We start from the raw sequence: 22,072 nt of genomic DNA on the forward strand, positions 1-22,072 counted from the left end.
CCGCAAATGGCCTGCCCCAGATATAGTCGGCGCCAACACCAGATTCGCCCGCGAAAGGCCACGCCATGTCCCTGACCCAAGAACAGCTCTCCGAGATCGAGGCCGCCCGCTCCACCCCGCGCCCCACCCTGCGCGCTGTCAGCGAAGGAATGGAGGCCCATCTCTACCGCGCCCATCCGGTGCTGGACCACGGCTTCATCCGCGTGGTCGATTACATGGGTGACGATGCCGCCATCGTGCAGGCGGCGCGGGTTTCCTATGGCGCGGGCACCAAGCATGTCTCGAACGACGAGGGGCTGATCCGTTACCTCATGCGGCACTGGCATTCGACCCCGTTCGAGATGTGCGAGGTCAAGCTGCATGTGAAGCTGCCGGTGTTCGTGGCCCGCCAGTGGATCCGCCACCGCACCGCCAACGTCAACGAATACTCGGCCCGCTATTCCATTCTGGACCGCGAATTCTACATCCCCGCGCCCGAGCAGCTTGCCGCGCAAAGCACAGTGAACAATCAGGGGAGGGGAGAGGTTCTGACCGGCGCCGAGGCCGCCCGCGTGCTGGAGATGCTGAAATCCGACGCCAACCGCAGCTATGACCATTACGAGGCGATGCTGAGCCAGGAGGGCCAGCAGGGTCTGGCCCGAGAGCTGGCCCGCATGAACCTGCCCGCCAATATCTATACCCAATGGTATTGGAAGGTAGACCTGCACAACCTGTTCCACTTCCTGCGCCTGCGCGCCGACGCCCATGCCCAATACGAAATCCGGGTTTATGCCGAGGCGATTGCCGCCTGCGTGAAAGACTGGGTGCCCTTGGCCTTTGCGGCGTTCGAGGATTACCGGATGGGCGGGGTGACCCTAAGCGGCAAGGCGATTGCGGTGCTGAAGCGGCGGCTGGCCGGGGAGGTTGTGGCGCAGGAGGACAGCGGGATGAGCAAGGGGGAATGGCGGGAGTTTGAGGGGGTTTGGGGATGAGTTGGTGGACATTGATGACGGAAGCTCAGGCAACAATTATAAGCGGCGTTTTAACAGTTTTAGCTGGTATAATTGCTGCCTTGCTAGGAGGGTGGGTATTTTCTAAAAAAGTAAAGTCGTTGGAGGATGCAATTTCTGACGCGAATGACAAGCTGGGCCTTCATGTTGAAGGCTTTAAAAAAGAAATTGATAAGCTAGGGGAGAGGTTGAAGGAAATACAAGAGGTAACCCAGGAGACTGGCGAAAAAGTTATCAGGCAGAATGCAGATATTGTTGATCGGCAAGAAGCAGTGCAAGATTTGGCTACATCACCAGATGGAGACTTGAAGTCCAAATTCAGTGAGGCATGGGAGGTAGTTAGGTCAGCTATTGAGGATCGCGCGGTTGATCCATCCATAGATGGCAGAACAAGGGCAAAATATCTTAGAATAGATCGTCGCCAATATCGCGATCTGGCAAACGCTCTCCGGGCGGATGGAAATTTGAATTTAGACGAAGGATCCGTCTTTGGTGCTATTGAACTTAGACAATCGTACCGCAACGGTAGACGGGTAATTAACATTGAGGATGTGGCGAAAATGAAGACTTTTTCTGATGCTATTCAAACGTAGGCTTTGTGATTGGCGCGCATCACACTCGTCATCGCAATCTTAATGACGGCGCGTGTAATGCATATTCAATCTTCCCTCACAGAATTTCAGCCACATGCCGGAATTCTGCTGCGTCCGCCCCCCGGAGGGCGGACGCATTCGCGTCCATCGGGGCGGGCGCATCAGAATTGGCAGCCATAGGGCAAGTTGAACACCCGTTGCCCTGCGGCTTGGGCCTTCGGGCAACGGCGCGGGCGGCTTGCCACTGGCAAGCCCCCTGATCGCGCCCGGCGCATTTTCTGAATCGTTGAGGAAAAGCCGAATCCGTGGCACATTTTTCCGGCGCATTTCGCGCCATTTCAGGGGGTAAACATGCTTCGTTCTGCTTGCACTTCGCCCACCAAATTCATCATCAGCGCGGCCGTTGGCCTTTTCTTTGTCTCCAGCCCCGTCAGCGCACAGGAATTCATGACCCAGGCCGAACTTTTGGCCACCATTCCGGGCCGCACCATTCAGGCCAAGACCGACAAGGGCGTGCCATGGGCGCAGGCCTATAGCGCGGGCAAGAAGAAGGGCAACATTGCCGTGAACTTCAACGGCGAGATGCTCAAGTCAAAATGGTACGTCAAGGACGATCAGTGGTGTGAGGACTGGGGCGATGGCAAGGCCTGCTGGGATGTCGAGCGGGTCGATGCCAATTCTTTGCGGATGTATGAGAACGGCAAGCCCAAGAAGAACCTTTGGAAGCTGAAATAGCACCAATTGGGTGAGGGTCGCACGGCCCTCACCGCATCCGCACAAACCCTTCCACTCCCATCCGCAGCGATGATCCGATCCGATGCGCCAGCGCCGACCAGGCCTCTACCTGATCCGGGCGCAACTCCTGCGCCAGAACGCTATCGAACAGCCCCAGCCAGACCGGGAACATCGGCCCCTTCACGTTCCCCGCCGCAAGATGGGCCTGCATCGGGTTACCGTCATAACTCCGCTCCAACAAAATCGCGTTGCGCCAGAAGGCGGCGATTTTCGCCTCATGTTCGGGCCAGTCGGTGACATGGGCGGCGAAGATAGGGCCAAGGCCGGGGTGCTGGCGGATGGCGGCGTAAAAGCTGGCGACGACGCGGGCGATGTCATCAGCGGTAATGTCAAAGCGGGGCGGCAGGGCGTTGGTCATGGTGCCAAGCTGGGGCAGGGCGCGGGCGGGCGCAAGTGGACCGGCGGTCGCAGGGGCGTTGCCCCCCTTTACCACCTCTGGTGCCCCCCCTATAAGGCGGGGCATGAGCCGGATGATCGCGGAACCCCGTCGAATTATCGGCCCGGCGTCCTGACGGGGCGCCGGGAGCTTGGCGCTTGGCCGCCCCCTTTGACCTGTTCCTGCCCTTTCCCAAGGACCGCCACCGATGTCCGCCGACACTCCTGACTATCGCAATACCGTTTTTCTGCCTGAAACCGAATTTCCCATGCGGGCGGGCCTGCCGCAGCGCGAGCCCGACTGGCTGGCCCGGTGGGAACGGCTGGGCGTCTATGACCGCCTGCGCGCGCAAAAAGGCCGCACGCCGTTTGTGCTGCACGACGGCCCCCCCTATGCCAACGGGCACCTGCATATCGGCCACGCGCTGAACAAGGTGCTGAAGGACATGGTGGTGCGCAGCCAGCAGATGATGGGCCGCGACGCCCGCTATGTGCCCGGCTGGGATTGCCACGGTCTGCCGATCGAATGGAAGATCGAGGAACAATACCGGGCGAAGGGCCTGAACAAGGACGACGTGGATGTGGTCGCCTTCCGTCAGGAATGCCGCAAGTTCGCCGAGGGCTGGATTGACGTGCAGCGCGCCGAGTTCAAGCGGCTGGGCGTGACCGGCAAATGGGACAAGCCCTACCTCACGATGGACTTCCACGCCGAGGCGGTGATCGCCGACGAGTTCATGCGGTTCCTGATGAACGGTTCGCTCTATCAGGGGTCAAAGCCGGTGATGTGGTCTCCGGTCGAGAAAACCGCGCTGGCCGAGGCGGAGGTGGAGTATCACGACCACACCAGCCATATGGTGTGGGTGCGGTTCCCTGTAATTGGCGGCGGCACGGATGACACGACCCACGCCAATGTGCTGATCTGGACCACAACGCCTTGGACGATCCCGCAGAACCGCGCTGTGTCGTTCGGGCCGGGCATCGCATACGGCCTTTATCAACTCACCCCTGACGATCAGCATGAACATGTGCTGGTTGCCGATGCGCTGGCAAGCCAAGTCTTTGCACAAGCCAAGCTGAGTGAAGATCATGTTCACCGCCTGCGTGATGTTTCTGCAGAGGAATTGGCTCGACTGACTCTTGCCCACCCTTACGCCGCCATTCCCGGCGGCAATGGCGAATGGGACTATCCCGTCCCCCTTCTCCCAGGCGATCACGTCACCGATGATGCGGGCACCGGCTTTGTCCATACTGCGCCCAGCCATGGCGATGACGACTATCAGATGGGGCTGAAATTCCAGCTTCCGATGACCTATAACGTCGAGCCGGACGGCAGCTATCGCGCCAGCTTGCCCTTGTTCGGCGGGCAGCACATCATCCTTCCCGATGGCAAGGAAGGGCCGGCCAACGTCAGCAATATCAAGGTGATGGCGGCCCAAGGCGCGCTGTTTGCCAAGGGCAAGCTGAAGCACAGCTATCCTCATTCGTGGCGGTCGAAGGCGCCGCTGATCTATCGCAACACGCCGCAGTGGTTCGTCGCCATTGACCGGCAGTTGGACGACGGCATGTCCACCTATGGCGACACAATCCGCAGCCGTGCGCTCAATTCGATCAACCAGTTGGTCGAGTGGACGCCGGTGACGGGCCGCAACCGCCTGCATTCGATGATCGAGGCGCGGCCCGACTGGGTTCTGTCGCGTCAACGCGCCTGGGGCGTGCCGCTGACCTGTTTCGTGAAAAAGGGCGCGCTGCCGACCGACGTCGATTTCCTGCTGAAAAACCCCGAGGTCAACGCGCGTATCAAAGCCGCCTTTGAGGCCGAGGGCGCGGATGTCTGGTATGTGGCGGGCTTTAAGGAGCGGGTGCTGGCGGGCATCGTGGACCCCGAGGATTACCAGCAGGTCTATGACGTGCTGGACGTGTGGTTCGATAGCGGCTCAACCCATGCCTTCGCGCTGCGCGACCGCGAGGATGGCGCGCCCGATGGTCTTGCCGACCTCTATCTTGAGGGCACCGACCAGCATCGCGGCTGGTTCCATTCCAGCATGCTGCAATCTTGCGGCACCAAGGGCCGGGCTCCTTACCGGGGCGTTCTGACCCACGGGTTCACCTTGGACGAAAAGGGCATGAAAATGTCCAAGTCGCTTGGGAATACCGTGGCCCCGGAAGAGGTTATCAAGGAATACGGCGCCGACATCCTGCGGCTGTGGGTGGCGCAGTCCGACTATACGATCGACCTGCGCATCGGAAAGGAAATCCTGAAAGGGGTGGCCGACAGCTATCGCCGCCTGCGCAACACCATGCGCTTTCTGCTGGGCAATCTTGACGGGTTTACCGAGACCGAACGCGTGGCCCCGGCCGATATGCCAGAGCTGGAACGCTGGGTGCTGCACCGCTTGGCTGAACTCGATGCCGAGGTGCGCAGCGGTTATGCGCGCTATGACTTCCAGGGCGTGTTCCAAAAGCTGTTCACTTTCTGCACCACAGACCTGTCTGCGGTCTATTTCGACATCCGGAAAGACAGCCTTTACTGCGACGCCGCCAGCGACCCGCGCCGCCGCGCCGCGCGTACCGTGCTGGACCTGCTGTTCCAGCGCCTGACCAAATGGCTGGCCCCGATCCTGGTGTTCACCATGGAAGAGGTCTGGCTGTGCCGGAACCCCGGTGAGGACTCGTCGGTCCACCTGACCGACTTCCCCGACACGCCCGCCGACTGGCTGAACCCCCAGCTCGCCGCGAAGTGGGAGGGCATCCGCACCGCCCGCCGCGTGGTGACGGGGGCGTTGGAGGTGCAGCGCACCGCCAAGGTGATCGGGGCGAGCCTTGAGGCCGCTCCTGTCGTGCACGTCGCCGATACCGCCATTCTGGCAGCGCTGAAATCGGTGGAGTTTGCCGATCTTTGCATCACCAGCGGCATTTCCCTGACCGCTGACCCCGAACCGCAAGAGGCGTTCCGCCTGCCCGAAGTTCCGGGCGTGGGCGTGGTGTTCGAACGCGCGATGGGCGAGAAATGCGAACGCTGCTGGAAGGTTCTGCCAGATGTGGGCAGCCACAAGCACCCCGGCACCTGTGCGCGGTGCAACGCGGCGCTGGGTTAAGAAACGAAGAAGGGCGGGTCATCGACCCGCCCTTCGCATAAATGGCTTCGCGGGGGTGTTTGGCCCGCCGCGAAGAGGTTGCCTAGCAGGCGACAGGGAGTGCCCGCTTGGCCAGTGGGGAATGGAAACTGGCGATCCAGCGCGAATCGTCCGCCACGCCCATATGCAGCGCAGTCAGATCGTCGCGGGTCAGACCGATATCATCCAGAAGCCGGTCATCGTTCCGCGCCAGCAAAAACGCGGTGGACCGGCGCATCTGCATCAGGTTGAGAAAACGGTGAAACATGATGGCCTCCTTTACTTGCCCTTGGAATATGGGGCGCAGGGTGGCATTTGACAAACGAATAGGTTTCATGGCTACCATATGTATGGCTTATGGGTGGTGGCGATGCAGATTCCCTTGGAAAGCGACCTGATGCGCAGCTTTCTGGCGGTGGCGGATACCGGGTCGGTCACCGCCGCCGCCGGGCGCCTGCTGCGCACACAATCGGCGGTTTCGTTGCAGATCAAACGGTTGGAAGAGGTTTTGGGCCAACCCCTGTTTGACCGTCTGGCTCGCGGCGTCGCCCTGACCCCGCGAGGAGAGCAGCTTTTGCCCTATGCCCGCCGCGTGGTGTCGCTGCTGGATGAGGCGTCAATTGCCCTGCGGGAAAAGCCGCTGACCGGGCCGGTCCGGGTGGGGATCCCGGATGAATATTCCGGCACCGTGCTGCCCCGCGCGTTGGCGGCCTTTGATGAACGGCACGAGGGGCTGCAAGTGACGGTGCGCTGCGACCACTCCGAAGGCCAGATGCGGGCGTTGGAGAATGACGAGCTTGACCTCGCCGTGATCTATGACTGGAGCTATGTGCAGGACGGCGAGATCCTCTGCATCGACCCGACGGTCTGGGTGACCTCGATGACCCATGCCCAGCACCTGCGCAGGCCGGTACCGGTGGGCCTGTATTTCCGGTCGGACTGGTGCCGCGATTTTGCCGAGGCATCGCTGAACAAGCAGGGGATCGACTGGCGCGCGGCCTGGACCTGCGATCTGGCGGCAGGGTTCCGGGTGGCGGTGCAGAACGGGCTGGCCATCGCCCCCCTGTCGCGCAGCACCATTCCCGCAGGCTGCCGCGAACTGACCGCACAGGACGGCTTTCCCATCGTAGACAGCGCCCGCGTCGTGCTGCGAAGAAACCCGCGCGGCACCTCGCCCGCCATCGAGGGCATGGCCGACATGCTGCGAGAGGCCTTCCGCCCCTTGGCAGAGGCAAACCGGATGTGACGATGGACAAGCATGTAACCAATCTGGAAACGCCGGTGGGGGTGCTGACCCTCACCGAAGAGGGCGGTCAGATCAGCGCGCTGCGATGGGGCGGCTTGTTCAGTTTGACCGAAACCACGCCACTGTTGCAGGCGGCAAAGGCGCAACTGCTGGCCTATTTCGCGGGCGATCTGCGGGTGTTCGACCTGCCGCTGGCCTTGGGGCAGGGGTTTCAGGCCCGCTTTCTGGCCGCGCTATGCGATATTCCCTTTGGCGAAACGCAGACCTATGGCGAACTGGCAAGGGCGCTGGGGGTCTCGGCCCAAGCCATCGGGCAGGCCTGCGGGGCCAACCCCCTGCCGGTGATCGTGCCTTGCCATCGGGTGCTGGGGGCTGCCGGGCTGGGTGGCTATTCCGGGGCGGGCGGGGTGGAAACCAAGGTCTGGCTGCTGCGGCATGAAGGCGCGGCTGGACTGCTTTTGTGACTTGTCTAAGACCACTGGCCGAAAGCGTTAGCGCCACCTGACCATGGCCCCTTTCCCCGGCATCCTGCGAAATGTAACGGTTTTGCGACAGGCGGGATGAGGCGCAGCGGTGACCTTTTGGGTAATGATGGCCGTTCTGGGATCGGCCTTTCTACACGCATTGTGGAATTCGCTGATCAAGGTCGGGGCCTCTCGGCTTGGGGCGATGATCATCCTGTCGATCGGCGAGGTGCCGATTGGCCTTGCCGTGGCGGCGATGCGCCCCACGCTGAACCCCGCCGCCTGGCCTTGGGTTCTGGCGGCAGGCTGCGCCCATCTCTTCTATAAATCCTTCCTGACCTATGCCTATGAGCATGGCGACCTGAGCCGCGTCTACCCGATTGCGCGCGGCACGGCGCCCCTGATCGTGGCGGTTATCGGGCCGCTGCTTGCGCTGGCCTTTCCAACCCAGATGGCGGCGGACAGCCTGACGTTTCACGAATATGCGGGCATATTCGTTCTGGGATGCGGCATCCTTCTGATGGCCCAAGGCGTTTTTGCCAATGGCGAAAGCCGCAAACTGCTGCCCTTTGCGCTTGGCTCTGCTTGCGCCACGGCCAGCTATACCTTGCTGGACGGTCACGGCGCGCGGGTTGCGGGCGATGCGATTGCCTATGTCGCCTGGGTGTTCGTGGTGGACGGCCTGTTCTTTGCCACCGGCATGTTGCTGTGGAAAGGTCTGACGGTGTTGCCGCGTCAGGCCAAGCCTTGGGGCGTGGGCTTCATCGCCTCGGCTGCCAGCTATGGGGCCTATGGCGTTTCGGTCTGGGCGATGACGATTGCGCCGATTGCCGTGGTTGCGGCGCTGCGCGAAACCTCGATCCTGTTCGCGGTGCTGATCGGCTGGCTGGCCTTTGGCGAGCGGATGACCAAAGGCAAGGCGCTGGCGGCGGTGGTGATCGTGGGCGGCGTGATCCTGACGCGGATCTAGCTGATCCGCTTGACGCGCTGCGGCACGATCTGCTGTGCGATTCCCGCAAGGCACAGGTAAAGCGAGGTCGCGACCAAACCCCAATGGGCCAGCGACCCCTCCTCGAAATTCCGCAACGCGGCCCATCCGGCAAAGACCACCCAAGCCAGAGCAACCGGCAACGAGATGTTGATCCAGCGTTTGGTGCGGGTGGGGTGGATGAATTTCAGGTTCAGGAACATCGCAATGGTCAGCCCGGTGACGACGATCAGAATCGTCGTTTGGCTGGGCGCAAGGGCAAACAGAACCAACACCACCATGTTCCAGCAGGCGGGAAAGCCGGAAAAACTTTTGTCTTTTGTTTTCATGCGGGTATCGGCGAAATAGATCACCGAGCCATAGCAGATCACGATAATGGCGAACCACCCGGTCCAGCCCGACAGCAGCCCTGATTTGAACAAGGCATAGGCGGGAATGAAGACATAGGTCAGGTAATCGACGATCAGATCCATCAGCACGCCGTCATAATTCGGCCAGTTGCGGCCAACGTCATAACGGCGGGCCAAGGGGCCATCCACGCCATCGACGATCAGCGCGACGACCAGCCAAAGGAACATCAGGCTCCACTTTTCCTCGACGGCGGCCAGCATGGCGAACATCGACAGAACCGCGCCGGTGGCGGTCAGCAAGTGGACGGAAAGGGCTTTGATACGGATATCCATGGGTCTTTCCTGCCGCAAACCAAAGCGGCGTGCAACGATTCAGACGGGGCTCAGGCGCGGGGATGCGCCTTTTCATAGACTTCCATCAGGCGCGCGGCGTCAACGGCGGTATAGGCCTGGGTTGTCGAAAGCGAGGCATGGCCCAGCAATTCCTGTATCGCGCGCAGATCGCCCCCCGCCGACAGAAGGTGGGTGGCAAAGCTGTGACGCATGGCATGGGGCGTGGCGGTGGCGGGCAGGCCCAGTTGCATCCGCGCCTTTTCCATCACCGATTGAATGAGGCGCGGGTTCAGCCCGCCGCCCCGCGCGCCGCGAAACAGCGGTTCGTTGGGCGCAAGGTCAAAGGGGCACAGGCGGGCATAGCGCGCAACCGCCTCTCGTGCGGCAGGCAGAACGGGGACGATGCGTTCCTTGCCGCCCTTGCCAGTGATGCGCAGCACCTCTGGCAGTGGATGGGCGGCGGCGGTCAGGCTCAGTGCCTCGGAGATCCGCAGGCCACAGCCGTAAAGCAGTGTCACCACCGCCTCATCCCGCGCGGCAACCCACGGGTCGCGCGCCTGTTCGCCCACCATGTCGATCAGGTTGGTGGCCGCCTCGACCGAGACGGGGCGGGGCAGGCGGCGGCGGTATTTTGGCCCGCGCGCTTGCAGAACGGCGGTCACATCGCCGCCATCCCGATCAGCGATCCAGGACAAAAAGCCTTTGACCGCCGACAGCGACCGCGCCAGCGACCGCGCCGACAGGCCGCGCGCGCGCTCTGCCGCCATCCAGCTTCGCAGGTCGGTTGCGGGCAGATCGGTCAGGGTGTGCACGCCATCGGCCCCGCCGCGATGCTGGGCCAGAAAGCCGAGGAACCCCGCCACGTCGCGGCGATAGGCCTCGACCGTCTTGGCGGCGGCCCCATCCAGCGCGCGGCGCTGGTCCAGCCAGCGCGTCATCGCCTCGGACCAGGCGGGGGCCAACAGGGTCAGGGGCGCCTGCATCAGCCCAGCCAACGCCGCATCGTGCGTTCAAAGACGCCCGCGAAAAAGGCCAGCAGGTCGGTGCCATGGGTCGGGCGGAACTGATGCGGATCTTCGGCACCAAGGGCCAGCAGGCCGGGCAGGCGGCCCGTCCCGAAATCCAGCTTCATCAGCGCCTCGGACCGGACCCAGCCCGCGCGTTCGCCATAAAGCACGTCCGAATCCGGCAGCACCTGCCGCAGGACCACCGGGCGCAGCGGCACATTGCGCCCGCCAGAGACGTAATCGGTGACAAAGCCGGGCTGCGCCACGATCAGCGTCTGGCCCAGCTTGCGGACATTTGGGTCTTCGGATTCCTGAACCGATTCAAGCACAAGGCGCACGCAATCCACCCGCAGGGTGGCGGCGACATCGGTGGCAATCGCCTTGATGAAATCCTCAAAACTCAGCGGATCCAGCATTTGCAGAATGGCGCGGTGAATCTGGTTGGTGCCCGCCAGATTTTCATAGGCGGCGGCAATGACGGTGCGGTGGGTATCTTCCAGCCGGTCCAGCCGGGATTCCAGCCGCTCCATCGCGATGCCGCGCAGATCGACGATGTTCGACCCCATGCGCCGTTCATTCGCGCCGATCAGCGCGGACATCACGTCGCGATCCTCCAGAATCACATCGGGTTCCGCAAGGATGCGGTCACGCAGGTCTTGGTCGATCATACTGCCCCTGACTATTCCGTCATTTTTGTCAGGATAGCAGGTAGCGCCGCATTTTGACAGAGGGCGCTATGAACCGGAGCGTCCGGGGGTAAAGGCGGGCAAGGGGGCGGCCAGATGATCGTCGATCAATCCTTTCAGCGCGCTGATCCCGCCCGGAACCCCGCTGCGCGCCGCGCGCGCCGCTTCGGCCAGCGGCGCGTCATGCATCTGGCCCGCCAGCCCGCGCACAAAGCCCGCAACATAGCGGCCCGGCGGCACCTGCCGCGCCAGAAGTTCGGCGGCGCGTTCCAGATCGTCATGCAGGGCCAAGGGGTCTGGGCGCAAAGCCTCTTCCCGGTCCAGCGCTGCGGCCAGACCCCGTATCGGCATGACGGCATTCAACTGCCGGCAAAACCAGGCCACGCTTTCGATGGGTTTTTCCATAAAGCCATCGGCCCCCGCATCCAACGAGGCCGCGCGGCCCATCGGATCGCCGGATGTGGCCAAAATCACCTCTGGCCGATGCGGAGAGCGTGCCAGTTCGGCAATCAGGCCAAGGCCGTTGCCATCGGGCAGTCCCAGATCGATGATCGCCACATCGGGGCGATATGTGCGCAGATGCGCCTGCGCCGCCGCCAGCGTTTCGGCCCGGCGCAACCGTGCGCCGGTGCGCTGGCAGATCAGCCGCAGCGCGTCGCTGGCAAAGCGGCTGTCTTCCACCGCAAGCATCGTCAGCCCGCGCAAGGGCAGCGGGGCCTGAAGATCGGCAGGCAAGGCAAGCGCCGGGGCAGGAGGGTCTGAGGCAAGATGGGGCATGGCAGGCACCATTGGCTTGGGGTTGGCAGGCCCTCAGACAAGCACGGATTGGATAACGATGGGTAAACGCCGTGCCGAAACTGCGGCTGCGACCCTTGGTCCCTTGCCCCGGCGCGGCCCATTGCCCATAACCGGGCAAATTGCACAGGAGAGCCCTATGATCGGACGCCTCAACCACGTCGCCATCGCCGTGCCCGACCTTGAAGCGGCCATCGCGCAGTATCGCAACACGCTGGGGGCCAAGGTTGGCGCGCCGCAGGACGAACCGGCGCATGGCGTGACCGTGGTCTTCATCGAGCTGCCCAATACCAAGATCGAACTTCTCTATCCCTTGGGCGAAACCTCTCCGATCACGGGGTATCTGGAAAAGAACCCCTCGGGCGGCATTCACCACATCTGCTATGAGGTGGATGACATTCTGGCCGCGCGTGATCACCTCAAGGCCAGCGGTGCGCGGGTGCTGGGGAACGGAGAGCCGAAGATCGGCGCGCATGGCAAGCCCGTGCTGTTCCTGCACCCCAAGGATTTCAACGGCTGCCTTGTAGAACTGGAGCAGGCATGAGCATCACCGGCGCACTGATCCTGTTTTCGATCACCTGGTTCATGGTGTTCTTTTGCGTGCTGCCGGTGCGGTTTCAGTCGCAGGCCGACCGGGGCAATGTGGTGCCGGGCACGCCCGCCTCGGCCCCTGAAGATGCGATGATCGGCAAGAAGGCCAAGATCACTACGGCGATCGCGTTGGTGATTTTCGTCCTGCTGTATCTGGTGATCAACTCGGGCTGGATCACCGTGAACAACATGGATGTCTTCCACGTCATGGGGTGATGCGCTGCCCCGTCAGGCGGTGAAACATATGGGTAAAGGTGGCAACGCCCAGCACCGGCACCACCAGATTGACCAGCGGAATGGACAGCGGCGCCGCCATCAGCGTGCCCGCCAGCCAGATTTGCAGCGGATAGGCGGCGCGCAGGGCCTTGGCACCGGCGCGGCCCAAGCGGCGGGTGGCGACAAGGGTGAAATATTCCCGCCCCAACAAAAAGCCGTTGATCGCCCAGAAAAACAGCGGGATCAGCGGGCCGGTAAACGCAAAGACCACCAGCGCCAGCAGGTTCACCACAACCAGCACCCCGAAGAAATTGGCACTGTCGATCAGGCTGTCGGTCAGGGGAACGCGCGGGGCGGGCGGCAGGCCGGGGTAATGCCGATCCTCGACCGCCTGCGCCACATCGTCCAGAAACAGGCCGGAAAAGGCCGAAGCGACCGGCACCATCAGAAACACCGACAGGCCCAGCATCAGGACCAGCGACCCCCAGCTTAACAATGTGTCAATCCCGCCGACCGGCCCGATCCACGGGATGCTCACGCTGCCCGGCGTCGCCCATTCGATCAGCGCCAGAAAGCCCGCGTAAACCCCGGCCAGCAAGGCCAGCGCAAGCCCGATGCCCAGAACGACAACCCGCAGGAATCGCGCATCGCCCAACTGCCCCAGCGCGCGCAGGAAATCCGACAGGATCACGCAAGCCCCCCCAAGCCCCATTGCACGATGCGGGCAGGGTCGGGGCGGGGCCGGTCGGTTGCAGGCGAACCTATTCCGCCGATATGGATCAGGCCCGCGACCTGTTCATCCCCAGCGCATCCAAAAGCGCGCGCGGCAAAGGGGGCATCCAGTGCGGGCCAGCCGGTCAGCCATTGCGCCCCCCACCCGGCGGCAGAGGCGGCGTTGACGAGGTTCAGGCACAGTGCCCCGGCCGAAAGCTGCTGCTCCCACAGCGGCACCTTGTCGGACGGTTTCGGCGAGGAGATCACCGCCACCACCAGATGCCCAAGGTCGAACTGCCCGCGCCCCTTGGCTATTTTCTGCTCATCCCCGCCCATTTCGCGCGCCCGCGCCTCGGCCAGATCGGCCAGCCGCGCAAGGTCGGGGCGCTGCAAGACCACCAGCCGCCAAGGCTCCAGCTTGCCATGGTCGGGCACCCGCAGGGCGGCGGTCAGGATGGCCGTTAACGCGGGCGCATCGGGCACGGCGCCTGTCATCGCCTTGTAGGGATAGGACAGGCGGGTGGCGAAGAAATCAGCAGCAGTGGTGGGCATTGCAGTCTCCTTTGCCGGCAAGCTAGGAGGTGCGAGCAGGGGCGGCAAGGTGGGGCAGGCGATGAAACGGGGCGAATGGGCCGACATGGCCGTGCCGGGGACCGAGTTTTCCCTGCGCGTCACCCCCGCCGTCCGCCGCAACGCGCTGGACCGGGCCGAGGATGGCACGATCCGCGCCCATGTCACCGCGGCACCCGAGGACGGCAAGGCCACGGCCGCCGTTGCGGCCCTGCTTGCCACCGCGTTGGGGGTGGCAAAATCGCGGCTGGTTCTGGTGCGGGGTGTAACGAGCCGGGAGAAGGTGTTCCGGTTGGAGTAGGGGGAGGTGGAAGGACTACTCCTTCACCACGCGCTTCTCGATCCGGTAGCTGCCTTCGGGCAGGTCCAGTGCGGCGGCAAGGTCGTGCAGTTGCGCGATCGACAGGGTGATGGCCACCGGCTCGTCCGTCATCTGGTCAACCTGGCGGATCACCACGCATTCTTCAAAAGCTTCGATCACCACATCCTCTTGCAGGGGGGATGTGCTGTCGTCGCCCTCATCGACAAGGGTGATCACGGTGGCGTCGAAGTCGTGCTCGATGGTGAACATGGGGGCATGGTAGGCGGCGGCGGCGCGATGCTCAAGAGGTCTTGAACAGACGCTTCGGGGCTGGCGGCTTTTGCGGGGTTTGCTATGTCTGCGGAAAAGCCGGTTCGGAGAAACAGAATGACGATGCGGGCAGGATTGTTTTCGGCGCTGGTGGCGGCAAGCGCGCTGGCGGGATGCGTGGACCCTATGGGGATGCCCGCAGGGGGCGGTTATGGCGGCGGCGGATATGAGCAGGCGGCCGATCCGATCCGCCCGGCGGCCTTGCCGTCGCAGGCCAGTTTCACCACCGTCATCGCGCGGGTAGAGCCGGTGGCGACGCGCTATTGCCGCGATCTGGGCCGCGCCGCACGCTGCGATTTCCGCATCATCATTGATGACCGGCCCGGCCAGCCGGTGAACGCCTATCAGACGCTGGACCAGTCGGGCCGCCCGGTGCTGGCCTTTACCAAGGCGCTGATCGACGATGCCCGCAACAGCGACGAGCTGGCCTTTGTCATCGGGCACGAGGCGGCGCACCAGATTCTGGGCCATATCCCCCAGCAGCAACAGAATGCGATGACCGGGGCCTTGCTGGCGGGGGTGGTTGCGGCGGCGGCGGGGGTGTCGGCGGTCGATGTGCAGACGGCACAGCAGGTGGGGGCCACGGTCGCCGCCCGGCGTTATTCCAAGGATTTCGAATTGCAGGCCGATGCGCTGGGGGCCGAGATCGCGTGGAAATCGGGGTTCGATCCGGTGCGCGGCACAGGGTTCTTTGACCGGCTGCCCGATCCGGGCGACAAGTTCCTGGGCACCCACCCGGCCAACGGTGACCGCAAGGCTGTGGTGCGGCAGGTGGTGGCGCGGCTGGAAAGCGGCGGTTGATCTGCGTCAAAGGCGCGCGGTCCGGGCCGTGGCACCCTTGGTGTCAGGAAACTGACGAACGGGTGATGCGATGATGGGCTATACCGAGGCGCCTTTGGCTTGGGGCCATGCGCGGGGCATGGCGCGCACGGTGGGCGTAAGCCTGACCGATGCGGTGGTGGAGGGCTGGCTAAGCCGCACCGAACTGGCGGGCATGGTCGAGATGTGCGGACGATGCAGCCATATCGGAGAATGCACCCGCTGGCTGGCATATACCGTAACGGCCCCGGCGGTGCCGGGGTTCTGCCCCAACGCCCCGGCCATCGGCGCGCTGATGGCCTAGGGTTGCGGGTGGGCAGGACGGCGGATAGTTTGCAGCCATGTTGCAGATCGAAGATGTCGTGCGAGACCGCGGGTCGCGCTATGCCGTGTCGGGCGGCCCGGTTGCGGGCCGCAAGGGGGCGGATGCCTTTCTGGCCGACCTGAAGCGCACCAAGAAATACGCCAAGGCCACGCATAACACCTGGGCTGCAGTGTTTTCCGACGGCGGGCCGGTTCGCAATGATGATGGCGAAAGCGGCGCGGGTGCGGTGATCCTGAAGATGATCGAGCGGGCGGGGCTGGTCGATCACATCATCGTTGTCACCCGCTGGTATGGCGGGGTGCATCTGGGCGGCGACCGCTTTGCCCATGTCGTCACCGCCGTGCGCGCCTATCTGGCGGAACTGGAGCAGTCAGGCTGATGGACAGGCCGCAGCGTTTGGCGTGATATACCCGCAAGGCCCGTGGGAGAGGGCCGTTGGAGGGGATATGCGTGACATTCTGGCAGCCGAGGGGCGGCGGTTTCTGAACACGGTAATCTGGTCCTGGGCCGGGTGGCGTGCCGCCTGGGCCAGCGAGAAATCCTTGCGCCAGTGGACGGTGGTCAACCTTTTGTCCGCCACGCTGGCCTTTGCGCTGCATCTGACACCGGGGGAAAGGGCGCTGATCCTTGCGCTGGGTCTTCTGGTTCTGGCGGCAGAACTGATCAATACGGCGGTCGAAGAGGTGGTTGATCACATCCTGCCCCAGCCCCATCCGGTGGCGAAAAAGGCCAAGGATTGCGGCAGCGCCTGTGTGGCGCTGGCCGCTTTGGCAGGGGGTGTGGCTTGGGCCGTTATCCTGATCGGCTAGCGGTCAGGCGGTGCGCTTCCACAGGTTCACCGTCCACAGGATGGTGCCTGCAAGGATAAACAGCTCAAAGATACCCAGGATCGGACCGATGCTGGCCTCTTCGACCTTGCCCAGCATCAGCAGGGTCAGCCCGATCAGCAGGATCAGCGCGCCGATCTGGTGCAGCCAGAAATGCGCCTTTGGCATCCAGCCCTCGGCCAGACCGGGGATCAGACGATAGGCCAGGCCGAAGATCGACATCACGGCAAAGCCCAGCAGGTTGATATGGGCATGGACCGGGGCCAGCGTATGGTCACCCGAGGCGCCCATGTGCATGCCCAGTCCAATGCCGACCAGCAGATACAGCGAACCGATTACCAGAAAACCACGAGAGATATTCATGTCCTTGTCCCTTCAAAGGGGCCATTCGGCCCATTGTTTTATTGAATGAAAAGGCGCCGGAGAGATCCCCGGCGCATTATATGTAGCATGGTTATGGCTTTTAGGCCCGAAAAAGGGCAGGTCGGGAAAGGCTTACCTCAACCGTGCGCCGTTCGCGTCAAAGTGGAAGGCGCGGGTGGCATCGGGCGTCAGCCAGACGGCCTCATCCACGGCAAAGTCATGCTCGCCGAACAGCCGCACCGTCAAAAGGCCGTGGGGTTCGGCGCGCACATAAACCAGCGTCTCGCCGCCCAGCTTTTCAACATGGCTGACCTGTCCGGCGATCTGGCCCGCATCGCGCGCGATGGTCAGGTGTTCCGGGCGAATGCCCGTGGTCTCGCCCTGCTGTCCCACCGCCGCCGATTTCAGGAAATTCATCTGGGGCGACCCGATAAAGCCCGCAACAAAGGTGTTCGCCGGGTTGTTATACAACTCCATCGGCGCGCCGACCTGTTCCACCCGGCCCGCCCGTAACACCACGATCTTGTCGGCCAGTGTCATCGCCTCAACCTGATCATGGGTCACATAGATCATCGTCGCACCCAGTTCGCGGTGCAGGCGGGCAATCTCGATCCGCGTCGCCACGCGCAGGGCGGCATCAAGGTTTGACAGGGGTTCGTCGAACAAGAACAGCTTCGGCGTCCGCACGATGGCGCGGCCAATGGCCACCCGTTGCCGCTGCCCGCCCGACAGTTCGGCCGGACGCCGGTCAAGGTATGGGTCCAGCGCCAGCATTCCGGCGGCCCGCGCGATTGACGCGTCAATCTTTGCCTTGGGCTCTCCCGCCTGTTTCAAGGCCAGCCCCATGTTTTCGCGCACCGTCAGGTGCGGGTAAAGCGCGTAGGTCTGAAACACCATCGCAAGCTCGCGCTTGGCCGGCGCCAGATCGTTGATCCGCACCCCGTCCAGCATGACATCGCCGCCCGACACATCCTCCAGCCCCGCGATCATGCGCAGCAGGGTGGATTTGCCGCAGCCCGAAGGGCCGACAAAGACGCAGAACTCTCCGTCATTCACGGTCAGGTCGACGCCCTTGATCACCTCGGTCTTGCCGAAGGCTTTGGTAACTTGGGAAAGGCTCAGGGCACCCACGGGCGTCTCCTTCAAAGTTTGACAGGCAGGCCCGACCGCACGCTTTCATCGGCCGCAAGGCAGATGGCAAGCGACTGCACCGCATCTTGCAGGTGCCGCGTCAGGTCCAGGTTTTCGGTGATGGCGCAGGCCATGAAGGCCTGCTCGCGGTCGCACAGCTCTTGGTGGCCCGGTTCGTCCGCCATGCTGATGTCGGTATCGCCGGTATCCACCCGATGAACCCGCAAAAGCGAGGTTTTCGTATGCGTATCGATATCATCCGACCGCGCGCTTTCGGGCATTCGGATGGAAACCGCGCCGTTCGGGCTGACCACATCCTTCACGAAAAACGCGGTGTCCGACATCATCGGGCCCCAGCCCGCCTCATACCAGCCAAGGCTTCCATCGTCGAACAGCACTTGGAAATGGCCGTAGTTATACATGCCGGGCGCAATGTCGTTCGACAGCCGCAGCCCCATGCCGCGCACCTCGACCGGCCTTGCATCGGTGATCTGGCACATCACATCGACATAATGTACCCCGCAATCCACGATGGGCGGCGTGGTCTGCATCAGCGCCTTATGCACCTCCCATGTCGGGCCACTGGACTGCTGGTTCAGGTTCAGCCGGAACACATAAGGCCCGCCCAGCGCCCGCGCCTCGGCGATCAGCCGCTGCCAGCTTGGGTGATGACGCAGGATATAGCCCACCACCACCTTGCGCCCGGTCCGCGCCGCACAGTCCGCCACACGCCGCGCATCGGCCACCGTGGTCGCCAGCGGCTTTTCCACGAACACATCCGCCCCCGCCTCCATCGCCGCCACGGCATAATCGGCGTGGCTGTCGGAATAGGTGGCCACACAAACCAGATCGGGCTTCAGACGCGCCAAAGCTTCGGCATAATCCGCCGTCACCTCATAACCCTGCAACTCCACCGGCAGATCGGGGCGCGACCGGTTGACCAGCCCGACAATCTGGAAAACGGGGTTCGCATGATAGGCCAGCGCATGGCTGCGCCCCATATTGCCTAGCCCTGCAACAAGCACACGGATCATTTCACGGCTCCTGCAGTGATGCCGCTGATAAGCTGGCGAGAGAAGATCAGATACAGCGCCAGCACCGGAATGATTGCCAGCGACAGCGCGGCCAGCACGGCATTCCAGTTGGTCACGAACTGCCCGATGAACACCTGGCTTCCCAGCGTGATGGTCTTGGTCGCCTCGGATGGTGCCAAAATCAGCGGGAACCACAGGTCGTTCCAGATCGGGATCATGGTGAACACCGCCACCGTCGCCATCGCGGGCCGGATCAGCGGCAAGACAAGGGTAAAGAAGATGCGGTATTCGCTAAGCCCATCAATCCGCCCGGCGTTCTTCAGATCATCCGAGATCGTCTTCATGAACTCCGACAGGATGAACACCGCCAATGGCAAACCCTGCGCGGTGTAAACTAAAATCAGCGCTGTCCGCGTGTTCACCAACCCGGCGGCGACCATCATCTGCAAGATCGCCACGGTGCCCAGACGGATCGGAATCATGATCCCCAGCGCCAGATAGAGGCCCATCAGCATGTTGCCCTTGAACCGGTATTCCGACAGGGCAAAGGCCGCCATCGCCCCGAACAACAGCACGAAAAACAGGCTGGCGACGGTAACGATCAGCGAATTGGCGAAATACTGCACCACATGGCCCTGTTGCAGCACGGTGGTATAACCCACTGCGTCAAAATTCTCCGGCATGGGCAGCGCCAGCGGGTCGGCAAAGATCGCCTTCCGCGACTTGAAGCTGTTGATCACGATCACGAACACCGGAAACAGCGCGATCAAGGTATAGGTCAGCAGCACGGCATGGGCTGCAATCGTGCGTCCGGTATGGCTGCGGCTCTGGCTCATGGTTTCCCCCTAGAACTGATAGCGGCGCAGCCGCGTCTGGATGGCAAACAGGTAGATGCACACCCCCACCAGAATGATGCCGAACATCGCCGTCGCAATCGCCGCGCCCATGTGGGGATCGCCCAGCTGCAACTGGAAGCCAAAGAAGGTGCGGTACAGGAACGTGCCCAGAATATCGGTCGAGAAATTCGGCCCGGCCAGCGCGCCCTGGCTGACATAGATCAGATCAAAGGCGTTGAAATTCCCCACGAAAGTCAGGATCGAGATGATGCCGATACTCGGCAAGATCAGCGGCAGCTTTATCTTCCAGAACTGCGCCCAGCCGGTCAGCCCGTCCATCTCCGCCGCCTCGATCACATCATCCGGGATCGACAGCAGCGCAGCATAGATCAGCATCATGGGTATCCCCACGAACTGCCAGACCGACACCAGCGCCAGCGTGATCAGCGCGGTATCCGGCTTGCCCAGCCACGGCCCGTAAAGCGATTTCAGCCCCACCGCATCCAGCATCCCCGGCGCGATGCCCCAGATCGGCGACAGGATCAGCTTCCACACAAACCCCACGATGACGAAAGACAGGATGGTCGGAATGAAAATCGCCGTCCGGTAAAACGCCGCCATCCGCAACCGGGGCGAGGACAGTATTGCCGCCAGCAAAACCCCGATCGGGTTCTGCACCAGCATATGGATGACAAAGAACCAGCAATTGTTCCCCAGCGCGTTCCAGAAACTGGCCGACCAGCGCGGATCGCCAAACAGCGTGGCAAAATTCGCCAACCCCACGAACACCCGGTTTTGGCCCTGCACATTGTACAAGGACAGGTTCAGCGTCCCGAACAGCGGGATGATCATGATGGCGGTATAAACCAGCACCGCAGGCGCCAGAAACACCGCGATATGCCAGCGAAACGCCTTGCGTCCGGCCATGCCCGTTTCCCCATCATCTGTTCATAAATATCCCACGGGGGTCCGGGGGTGTGAAACCCCCGGCGCCGTCAGGTCAACCGGCGTTCAGGGCGCGGGTTTGTACCAGCTTTCAAGGCCCTCTTGTAGACGCTTGGCTGCATTGGCGGGCGTCTCGGTGCCGTTGATCACATTGGCCGATGCCGTCCAGGTCTCATTCTCCAGGTTCGGCGTGCCGCGCGACAGGATCTGATAGGTCGAGCGGATCGTCGAATGGCACTTGCCGCGCCACGACACGAACTCTTGCGCCAGCGGGTCTTTCATCTCGACCGGGGTCGAGTTCAGGCTGAAGAAACCGGGCAGGGCGTTGGCGTACATGGTCGCGAACTCGGGGCTGCCGACCCATTCAAGGAACTTCTTGGTCTCCTCGGGGTGGGCGGTCTTGGCGTTCATGCCCATGGCAATGTCGGTATGGTCGCTGATGTAGCAATCATCCCCGGCGGCTGCGACGGGGGGCGGGAACGCGCCCATCTTGAACGCGGCCTGAGTGTTGAAGCCCGCGATTTCCCACGAACCGGCGGGATAGATCGCCGCACGGCCAAGGGTGAACAGGTTCTGGCTGTCGGGGTAGGTCTGGGCCTGATAGCCGTCGCCCAGATAATCCTTCCACTTCGCCAGTTGCTCGAACGGGGCCACCCAATCGGCATCGGTCAGCTTTTGCGTGCCCTTGATCAGCGCAAGGCGACCCTCTTCGCCCTTCCAATAGTTCGGACCGATGTTGTTATAGCCCATCGTGGCCGCTTCCCACTGGTCGGCGGTGCCCATGGCCATCGGAATATAGGTGCCGTCGGCCTTGATCTTGTCGAGGGCTGCAAAGAATTCATCCACCGTGGTCGGCGGGCTGATCCCCAACTTGTCGAAGGCCTCTTTGTTATAGATGAAGCCGTGGATCACGCTTGCCATCGGAACGCAGAAGGTGGCTGCTGCATCATCCGTCTGCCAGGCAGATTTCGCCACGTCGCTGAAATTCGCCATCGCGGCAAGGCTGGTCAGATCGGCCAGATTGCCCTGCTTGAACAGTTCCAACGAGGCGTCGAAAGGGCGGCAGGTGATCAGGTCGCCCGCAGACCCTGCTGACAACTTGGAGTTCAACGCGGCGTTGTATTCGGCCGGGGCGGTTGGCGAGAAGGTCACCTTGATACCGGGGTTCGCCGCCTCGAATGCGGGGATCAGCGTGTCCTGCCAGATCGTCAGGTCATCGTTGCGCCAGCTTTCGATGGTCAGCGTCACATCTTCGGCCTGAGCGGTGCCTGCCAGCAGCGTGCTGGCCAATAGGGCAAAGCGAAGGGTCTTTTTCATCGGTAACCTCCTGTTGGTC

The 22,072-nt window shown here is 62.7% G+C and carries 29 protein-coding genes; 14 read left to right on the forward strand and 15 right to left on the reverse strand.

What is annotated here, in order from left to right:
• The first annotated feature begins 65 nt into the window (after positions 1-65).
• From thyX to JI744_RS04135, 3 genes are all read left to right on the forward strand, one after another.
• Positions 66-971 carry an FAD-dependent thymidylate synthase gene (gene thyX / locus JI744_RS04125; RefSeq protein ID WP_202658431.1) on the forward strand — a complete coding sequence of 302 codons (906 nt, stop codon included), beginning with the start codon at positions 66-68 and terminating at the stop codon, positions 969-971.
• The gene (locus tag JI744_RS04130; protein ID WP_202658432.1) at positions 968-1,582 is read left to right on the forward strand and encodes a hypothetical protein; all 615 of its coding nucleotides are present in this window, start codon (positions 968-970) and stop codon (positions 1,580-1,582) included. Before thyX ends, JI744_RS04130 begins: the two co-directional genes overlap by 4 nt.
• Positions 1,583-1,933: 351 nt before the next feature.
• Positions 1,934-2,317, forward strand: coding sequence for a hypothetical protein (locus tag JI744_RS04135; protein ID WP_202658433.1), 384 nt, complete (start codon positions 1,934-1,936; stop codon positions 2,315-2,317).
• 28 nt (positions 2,318-2,345) lie between these two features.
• Here the strand turns inward: JI744_RS04135 and JI744_RS04140 are convergent, their stop codons facing one another.
• Positions 2,346-2,735 carry a group III truncated hemoglobin gene (locus JI744_RS04140; protein ID WP_202658434.1) on the reverse strand — a complete coding sequence of 130 codons (390 nt, stop codon included), beginning with the start codon at positions 2,733-2,735 and terminating at the stop codon, positions 2,346-2,348.
• Positions 2,736-2,961: 226 nt separating this feature from the next.
• Here JI744_RS04140 and ileS point away from each other — a divergent pair, with 226 nt between their 5' ends.
• Positions 2,962-5,847 carry an isoleucine--tRNA ligase gene (gene ileS / locus JI744_RS04145; RefSeq protein ID WP_202658435.1) on the forward strand — a complete coding sequence of 962 codons (2,886 nt, stop codon included), beginning with the start codon at positions 2,962-2,964 and terminating at the stop codon, positions 5,845-5,847.
• Between the two features lie 82 nt (positions 5,848-5,929).
• Here ileS and JI744_RS04150 read toward each other — a convergent pair whose 3' ends face one another.
• Positions 5,930-6,133, reverse strand: a complete 204-nt coding sequence (locus JI744_RS04150) for a DUF1127 domain-containing protein (RefSeq protein WP_202658436.1) — start codon at positions 6,131-6,133, stop codon at positions 5,930-5,932.
• Positions 6,134-6,211: 78 nt separating this feature from the next.
• On the opposite strand from JI744_RS04150, the gene JI744_RS04155 reads away from it, so the two are divergent.
• From JI744_RS04155 to JI744_RS04165, 3 genes are all read left to right on the forward strand, one after another.
• The gene (locus tag JI744_RS04155) at positions 6,212-7,111 is read left to right on the forward strand and encodes a LysR family transcriptional regulator (protein WP_236019245.1); all 900 of its coding nucleotides are present in this window, start codon (positions 6,212-6,214) and stop codon (positions 7,109-7,111) included.
• Between the two features lie 2 nt (positions 7,112-7,113).
• A complete protein-coding gene (locus JI744_RS04160) occupies positions 7,114-7,575 on the forward strand; it encodes a methylated-DNA--[protein]-cysteine S-methyltransferase (RefSeq protein ID WP_202658437.1) in 462 nt (153 codons plus the stop codon).
• A gap of 109 nt (positions 7,576-7,684) precedes the next feature.
• Entirely contained in the window at positions 7,685-8,545 is an 861-nt protein-coding gene (locus JI744_RS04165) for an EamA family transporter (RefSeq protein WP_202658438.1), read from the forward strand.
• On the opposite strand, the gene JI744_RS04170 is transcribed toward JI744_RS04165, so the two are convergent.
• From JI744_RS04170 to JI744_RS04185, 4 genes are all read right to left on the reverse strand, one after another.
• Positions 8,542-9,246 (reverse strand): CDP-alcohol phosphatidyltransferase family protein, encoded by a 705-nt coding sequence (locus tag JI744_RS04170; protein ID WP_202658439.1) that lies wholly within the window; start codon positions 9,244-9,246, stop codon positions 8,542-8,544. The genes JI744_RS04165 and JI744_RS04170 overlap by 4 nt on opposite strands.
• 50 nt (positions 9,247-9,296) lie before the next feature.
• Positions 9,297-10,229: a tyrosine recombinase XerC gene (locus tag JI744_RS04175; RefSeq protein WP_202658440.1), complete on the reverse strand. Its 933-nt coding sequence runs from the start codon at positions 10,227-10,229 to the stop codon at positions 9,297-9,299.
• Positions 10,229-10,921 (reverse strand): DUF484 family protein, encoded by a 693-nt coding sequence (locus JI744_RS04180; protein ID WP_202658441.1) that lies wholly within the window; start codon positions 10,919-10,921, stop codon positions 10,229-10,231. Before JI744_RS04180 ends, JI744_RS04175 begins: the two co-directional genes overlap by 1 nt.
• A gap of 66 nt (positions 10,922-10,987) precedes the next feature.
• Positions 10,988-11,716 (reverse strand): response regulator, encoded by a 729-nt coding sequence (locus JI744_RS04185; protein ID WP_202658442.1) that lies wholly within the window; start codon positions 11,714-11,716, stop codon positions 10,988-10,990.
• Positions 11,717-11,873: 157 nt separating this feature from the next.
• Between JI744_RS04185 and mce the strand changes: the two genes are divergently transcribed.
• Positions 11,874-12,278 carry a methylmalonyl-CoA epimerase gene (gene mce / locus JI744_RS04190; RefSeq protein ID WP_202658443.1) on the forward strand — a complete coding sequence of 135 codons (405 nt, stop codon included), beginning with the start codon at positions 11,874-11,876 and terminating at the stop codon, positions 12,276-12,278.
• Complete coding sequence (locus tag JI744_RS04195) at positions 12,275-12,541, forward strand: DUF1467 family protein (protein ID WP_202658444.1); 267 nt, start codon at positions 12,275-12,277, stop codon at positions 12,539-12,541. The genes mce and JI744_RS04195 overlap by 4 nt, the downstream gene beginning before the upstream one ends.
• Here the strand turns inward: JI744_RS04195 and JI744_RS04200 are convergent.
• Positions 12,531-13,229, reverse strand: a complete 699-nt coding sequence (locus JI744_RS04200) for an EI24 domain-containing protein (RefSeq protein WP_202658772.1) — start codon at positions 13,227-13,229, stop codon at positions 12,531-12,533. The two genes, JI744_RS04195 and JI744_RS04200, sit on opposite strands and share 11 nt — an antisense overlap.
• On the reverse strand, positions 13,229-13,807 hold the full coding sequence (locus JI744_RS04205; protein ID WP_202658445.1) for a nitroreductase family protein: 579 nt from the start codon (positions 13,805-13,807) through the stop codon (positions 13,229-13,231). The genes JI744_RS04200 and JI744_RS04205 overlap by 1 nt, the downstream gene beginning before the upstream one ends.
• 61 nt (positions 13,808-13,868) lie before the next feature.
• Between JI744_RS04205 and JI744_RS04210 the strand changes: the two genes are divergently transcribed.
• Positions 13,869-14,126, forward strand: coding sequence for a DUF167 domain-containing protein (locus JI744_RS04210; RefSeq protein WP_202658446.1), 258 nt, complete (start codon positions 13,869-13,871; stop codon positions 14,124-14,126).
• A 15-nt stretch (positions 14,127-14,141) separates the two neighbouring features.
• Here the strand turns inward: JI744_RS04210 and JI744_RS04215 are convergent, their stop codons facing one another.
• Positions 14,142-14,396: a hypothetical protein gene (locus tag JI744_RS04215; RefSeq protein WP_202658447.1), complete on the reverse strand. Its 255-nt coding sequence runs from the start codon at positions 14,394-14,396 to the stop codon at positions 14,142-14,144.
• A 117-nt stretch (positions 14,397-14,513) separates the two neighbouring features.
• Here JI744_RS04215 and JI744_RS04220 point away from each other — a divergent pair, with 117 nt between their 5' ends.
• From JI744_RS04220 to JI744_RS04235, 4 genes are all read left to right on the forward strand, one after another.
• Complete coding sequence (locus JI744_RS04220; protein WP_328756843.1) at positions 14,514-15,257, forward strand: M48 family metallopeptidase; 744 nt, start codon at positions 14,514-14,516, stop codon at positions 15,255-15,257.
• A gap of 70 nt (positions 15,258-15,327) precedes the next feature.
• Positions 15,328-15,579, forward strand: coding sequence for a DUF6455 family protein (locus tag JI744_RS04225; RefSeq protein WP_202658448.1), 252 nt, complete (start codon positions 15,328-15,330; stop codon positions 15,577-15,579).
• Between the two features lie 37 nt (positions 15,580-15,616).
• On the forward strand, positions 15,617-15,979 hold the full coding sequence (locus tag JI744_RS04230) for a YigZ family protein (RefSeq protein WP_202658449.1): 363 nt from the start codon (positions 15,617-15,619) through the stop codon (positions 15,977-15,979).
• Between the two features lie 67 nt (positions 15,980-16,046).
• A complete protein-coding gene (locus tag JI744_RS04235) occupies positions 16,047-16,409 on the forward strand; it encodes a diacylglycerol kinase (RefSeq protein ID WP_202658450.1) in 363 nt (120 codons plus the stop codon).
• A gap of 3 nt (positions 16,410-16,412) precedes the next feature.
• Here the strand turns inward: JI744_RS04235 and JI744_RS04240 are convergent, their stop codons facing one another.
• From JI744_RS04240 to JI744_RS04265, 6 genes are all read right to left on the reverse strand, one after another.
• A complete protein-coding gene (locus tag JI744_RS04240) occupies positions 16,413-16,790 on the reverse strand; it encodes a hypothetical protein (RefSeq protein WP_202658451.1) in 378 nt (125 codons plus the stop codon).
• A 132-nt stretch (positions 16,791-16,922) separates the two neighbouring features.
• Complete coding sequence (locus JI744_RS04245) at positions 16,923-17,921, reverse strand: ABC transporter ATP-binding protein (RefSeq protein ID WP_202658452.1); 999 nt, start codon at positions 17,919-17,921, stop codon at positions 16,923-16,925.
• 11 nt (positions 17,922-17,932) lie between these two features.
• Positions 17,933-18,955, reverse strand: coding sequence for a Gfo/Idh/MocA family protein (locus JI744_RS04250; protein WP_202658453.1), 1,023 nt, complete (start codon positions 18,953-18,955; stop codon positions 17,933-17,935).
• Complete coding sequence (locus tag JI744_RS04255; protein ID WP_202658454.1) at positions 18,952-19,791, reverse strand: carbohydrate ABC transporter permease; 840 nt, start codon at positions 19,789-19,791, stop codon at positions 18,952-18,954. Before JI744_RS04255 ends, JI744_RS04250 begins: the two co-directional genes overlap by 4 nt.
• 9 nt (positions 19,792-19,800) lie before the next feature.
• Complete coding sequence (locus tag JI744_RS04260; protein WP_202658455.1) at positions 19,801-20,718, reverse strand: carbohydrate ABC transporter permease; 918 nt, start codon at positions 20,716-20,718, stop codon at positions 19,801-19,803.
• A gap of 84 nt (positions 20,719-20,802) precedes the next feature.
• Positions 20,803-22,053, reverse strand: a complete 1,251-nt coding sequence (locus JI744_RS04265; RefSeq protein ID WP_202658456.1) for an ABC transporter substrate-binding protein — start codon at positions 22,051-22,053, stop codon at positions 20,803-20,805.
• Between the last annotated feature and the right edge of the window lie 19 nt (positions 22,054-22,072).

The sequence above is a fragment of the Fuscibacter oryzae genome (assembly GCF_016765795.1).
GTDB classification, from domain to species: Bacteria; Pseudomonadota; Alphaproteobacteria; order Rhodobacterales; family Rhodobacteraceae; genus Fuscibacter; species Fuscibacter oryzae.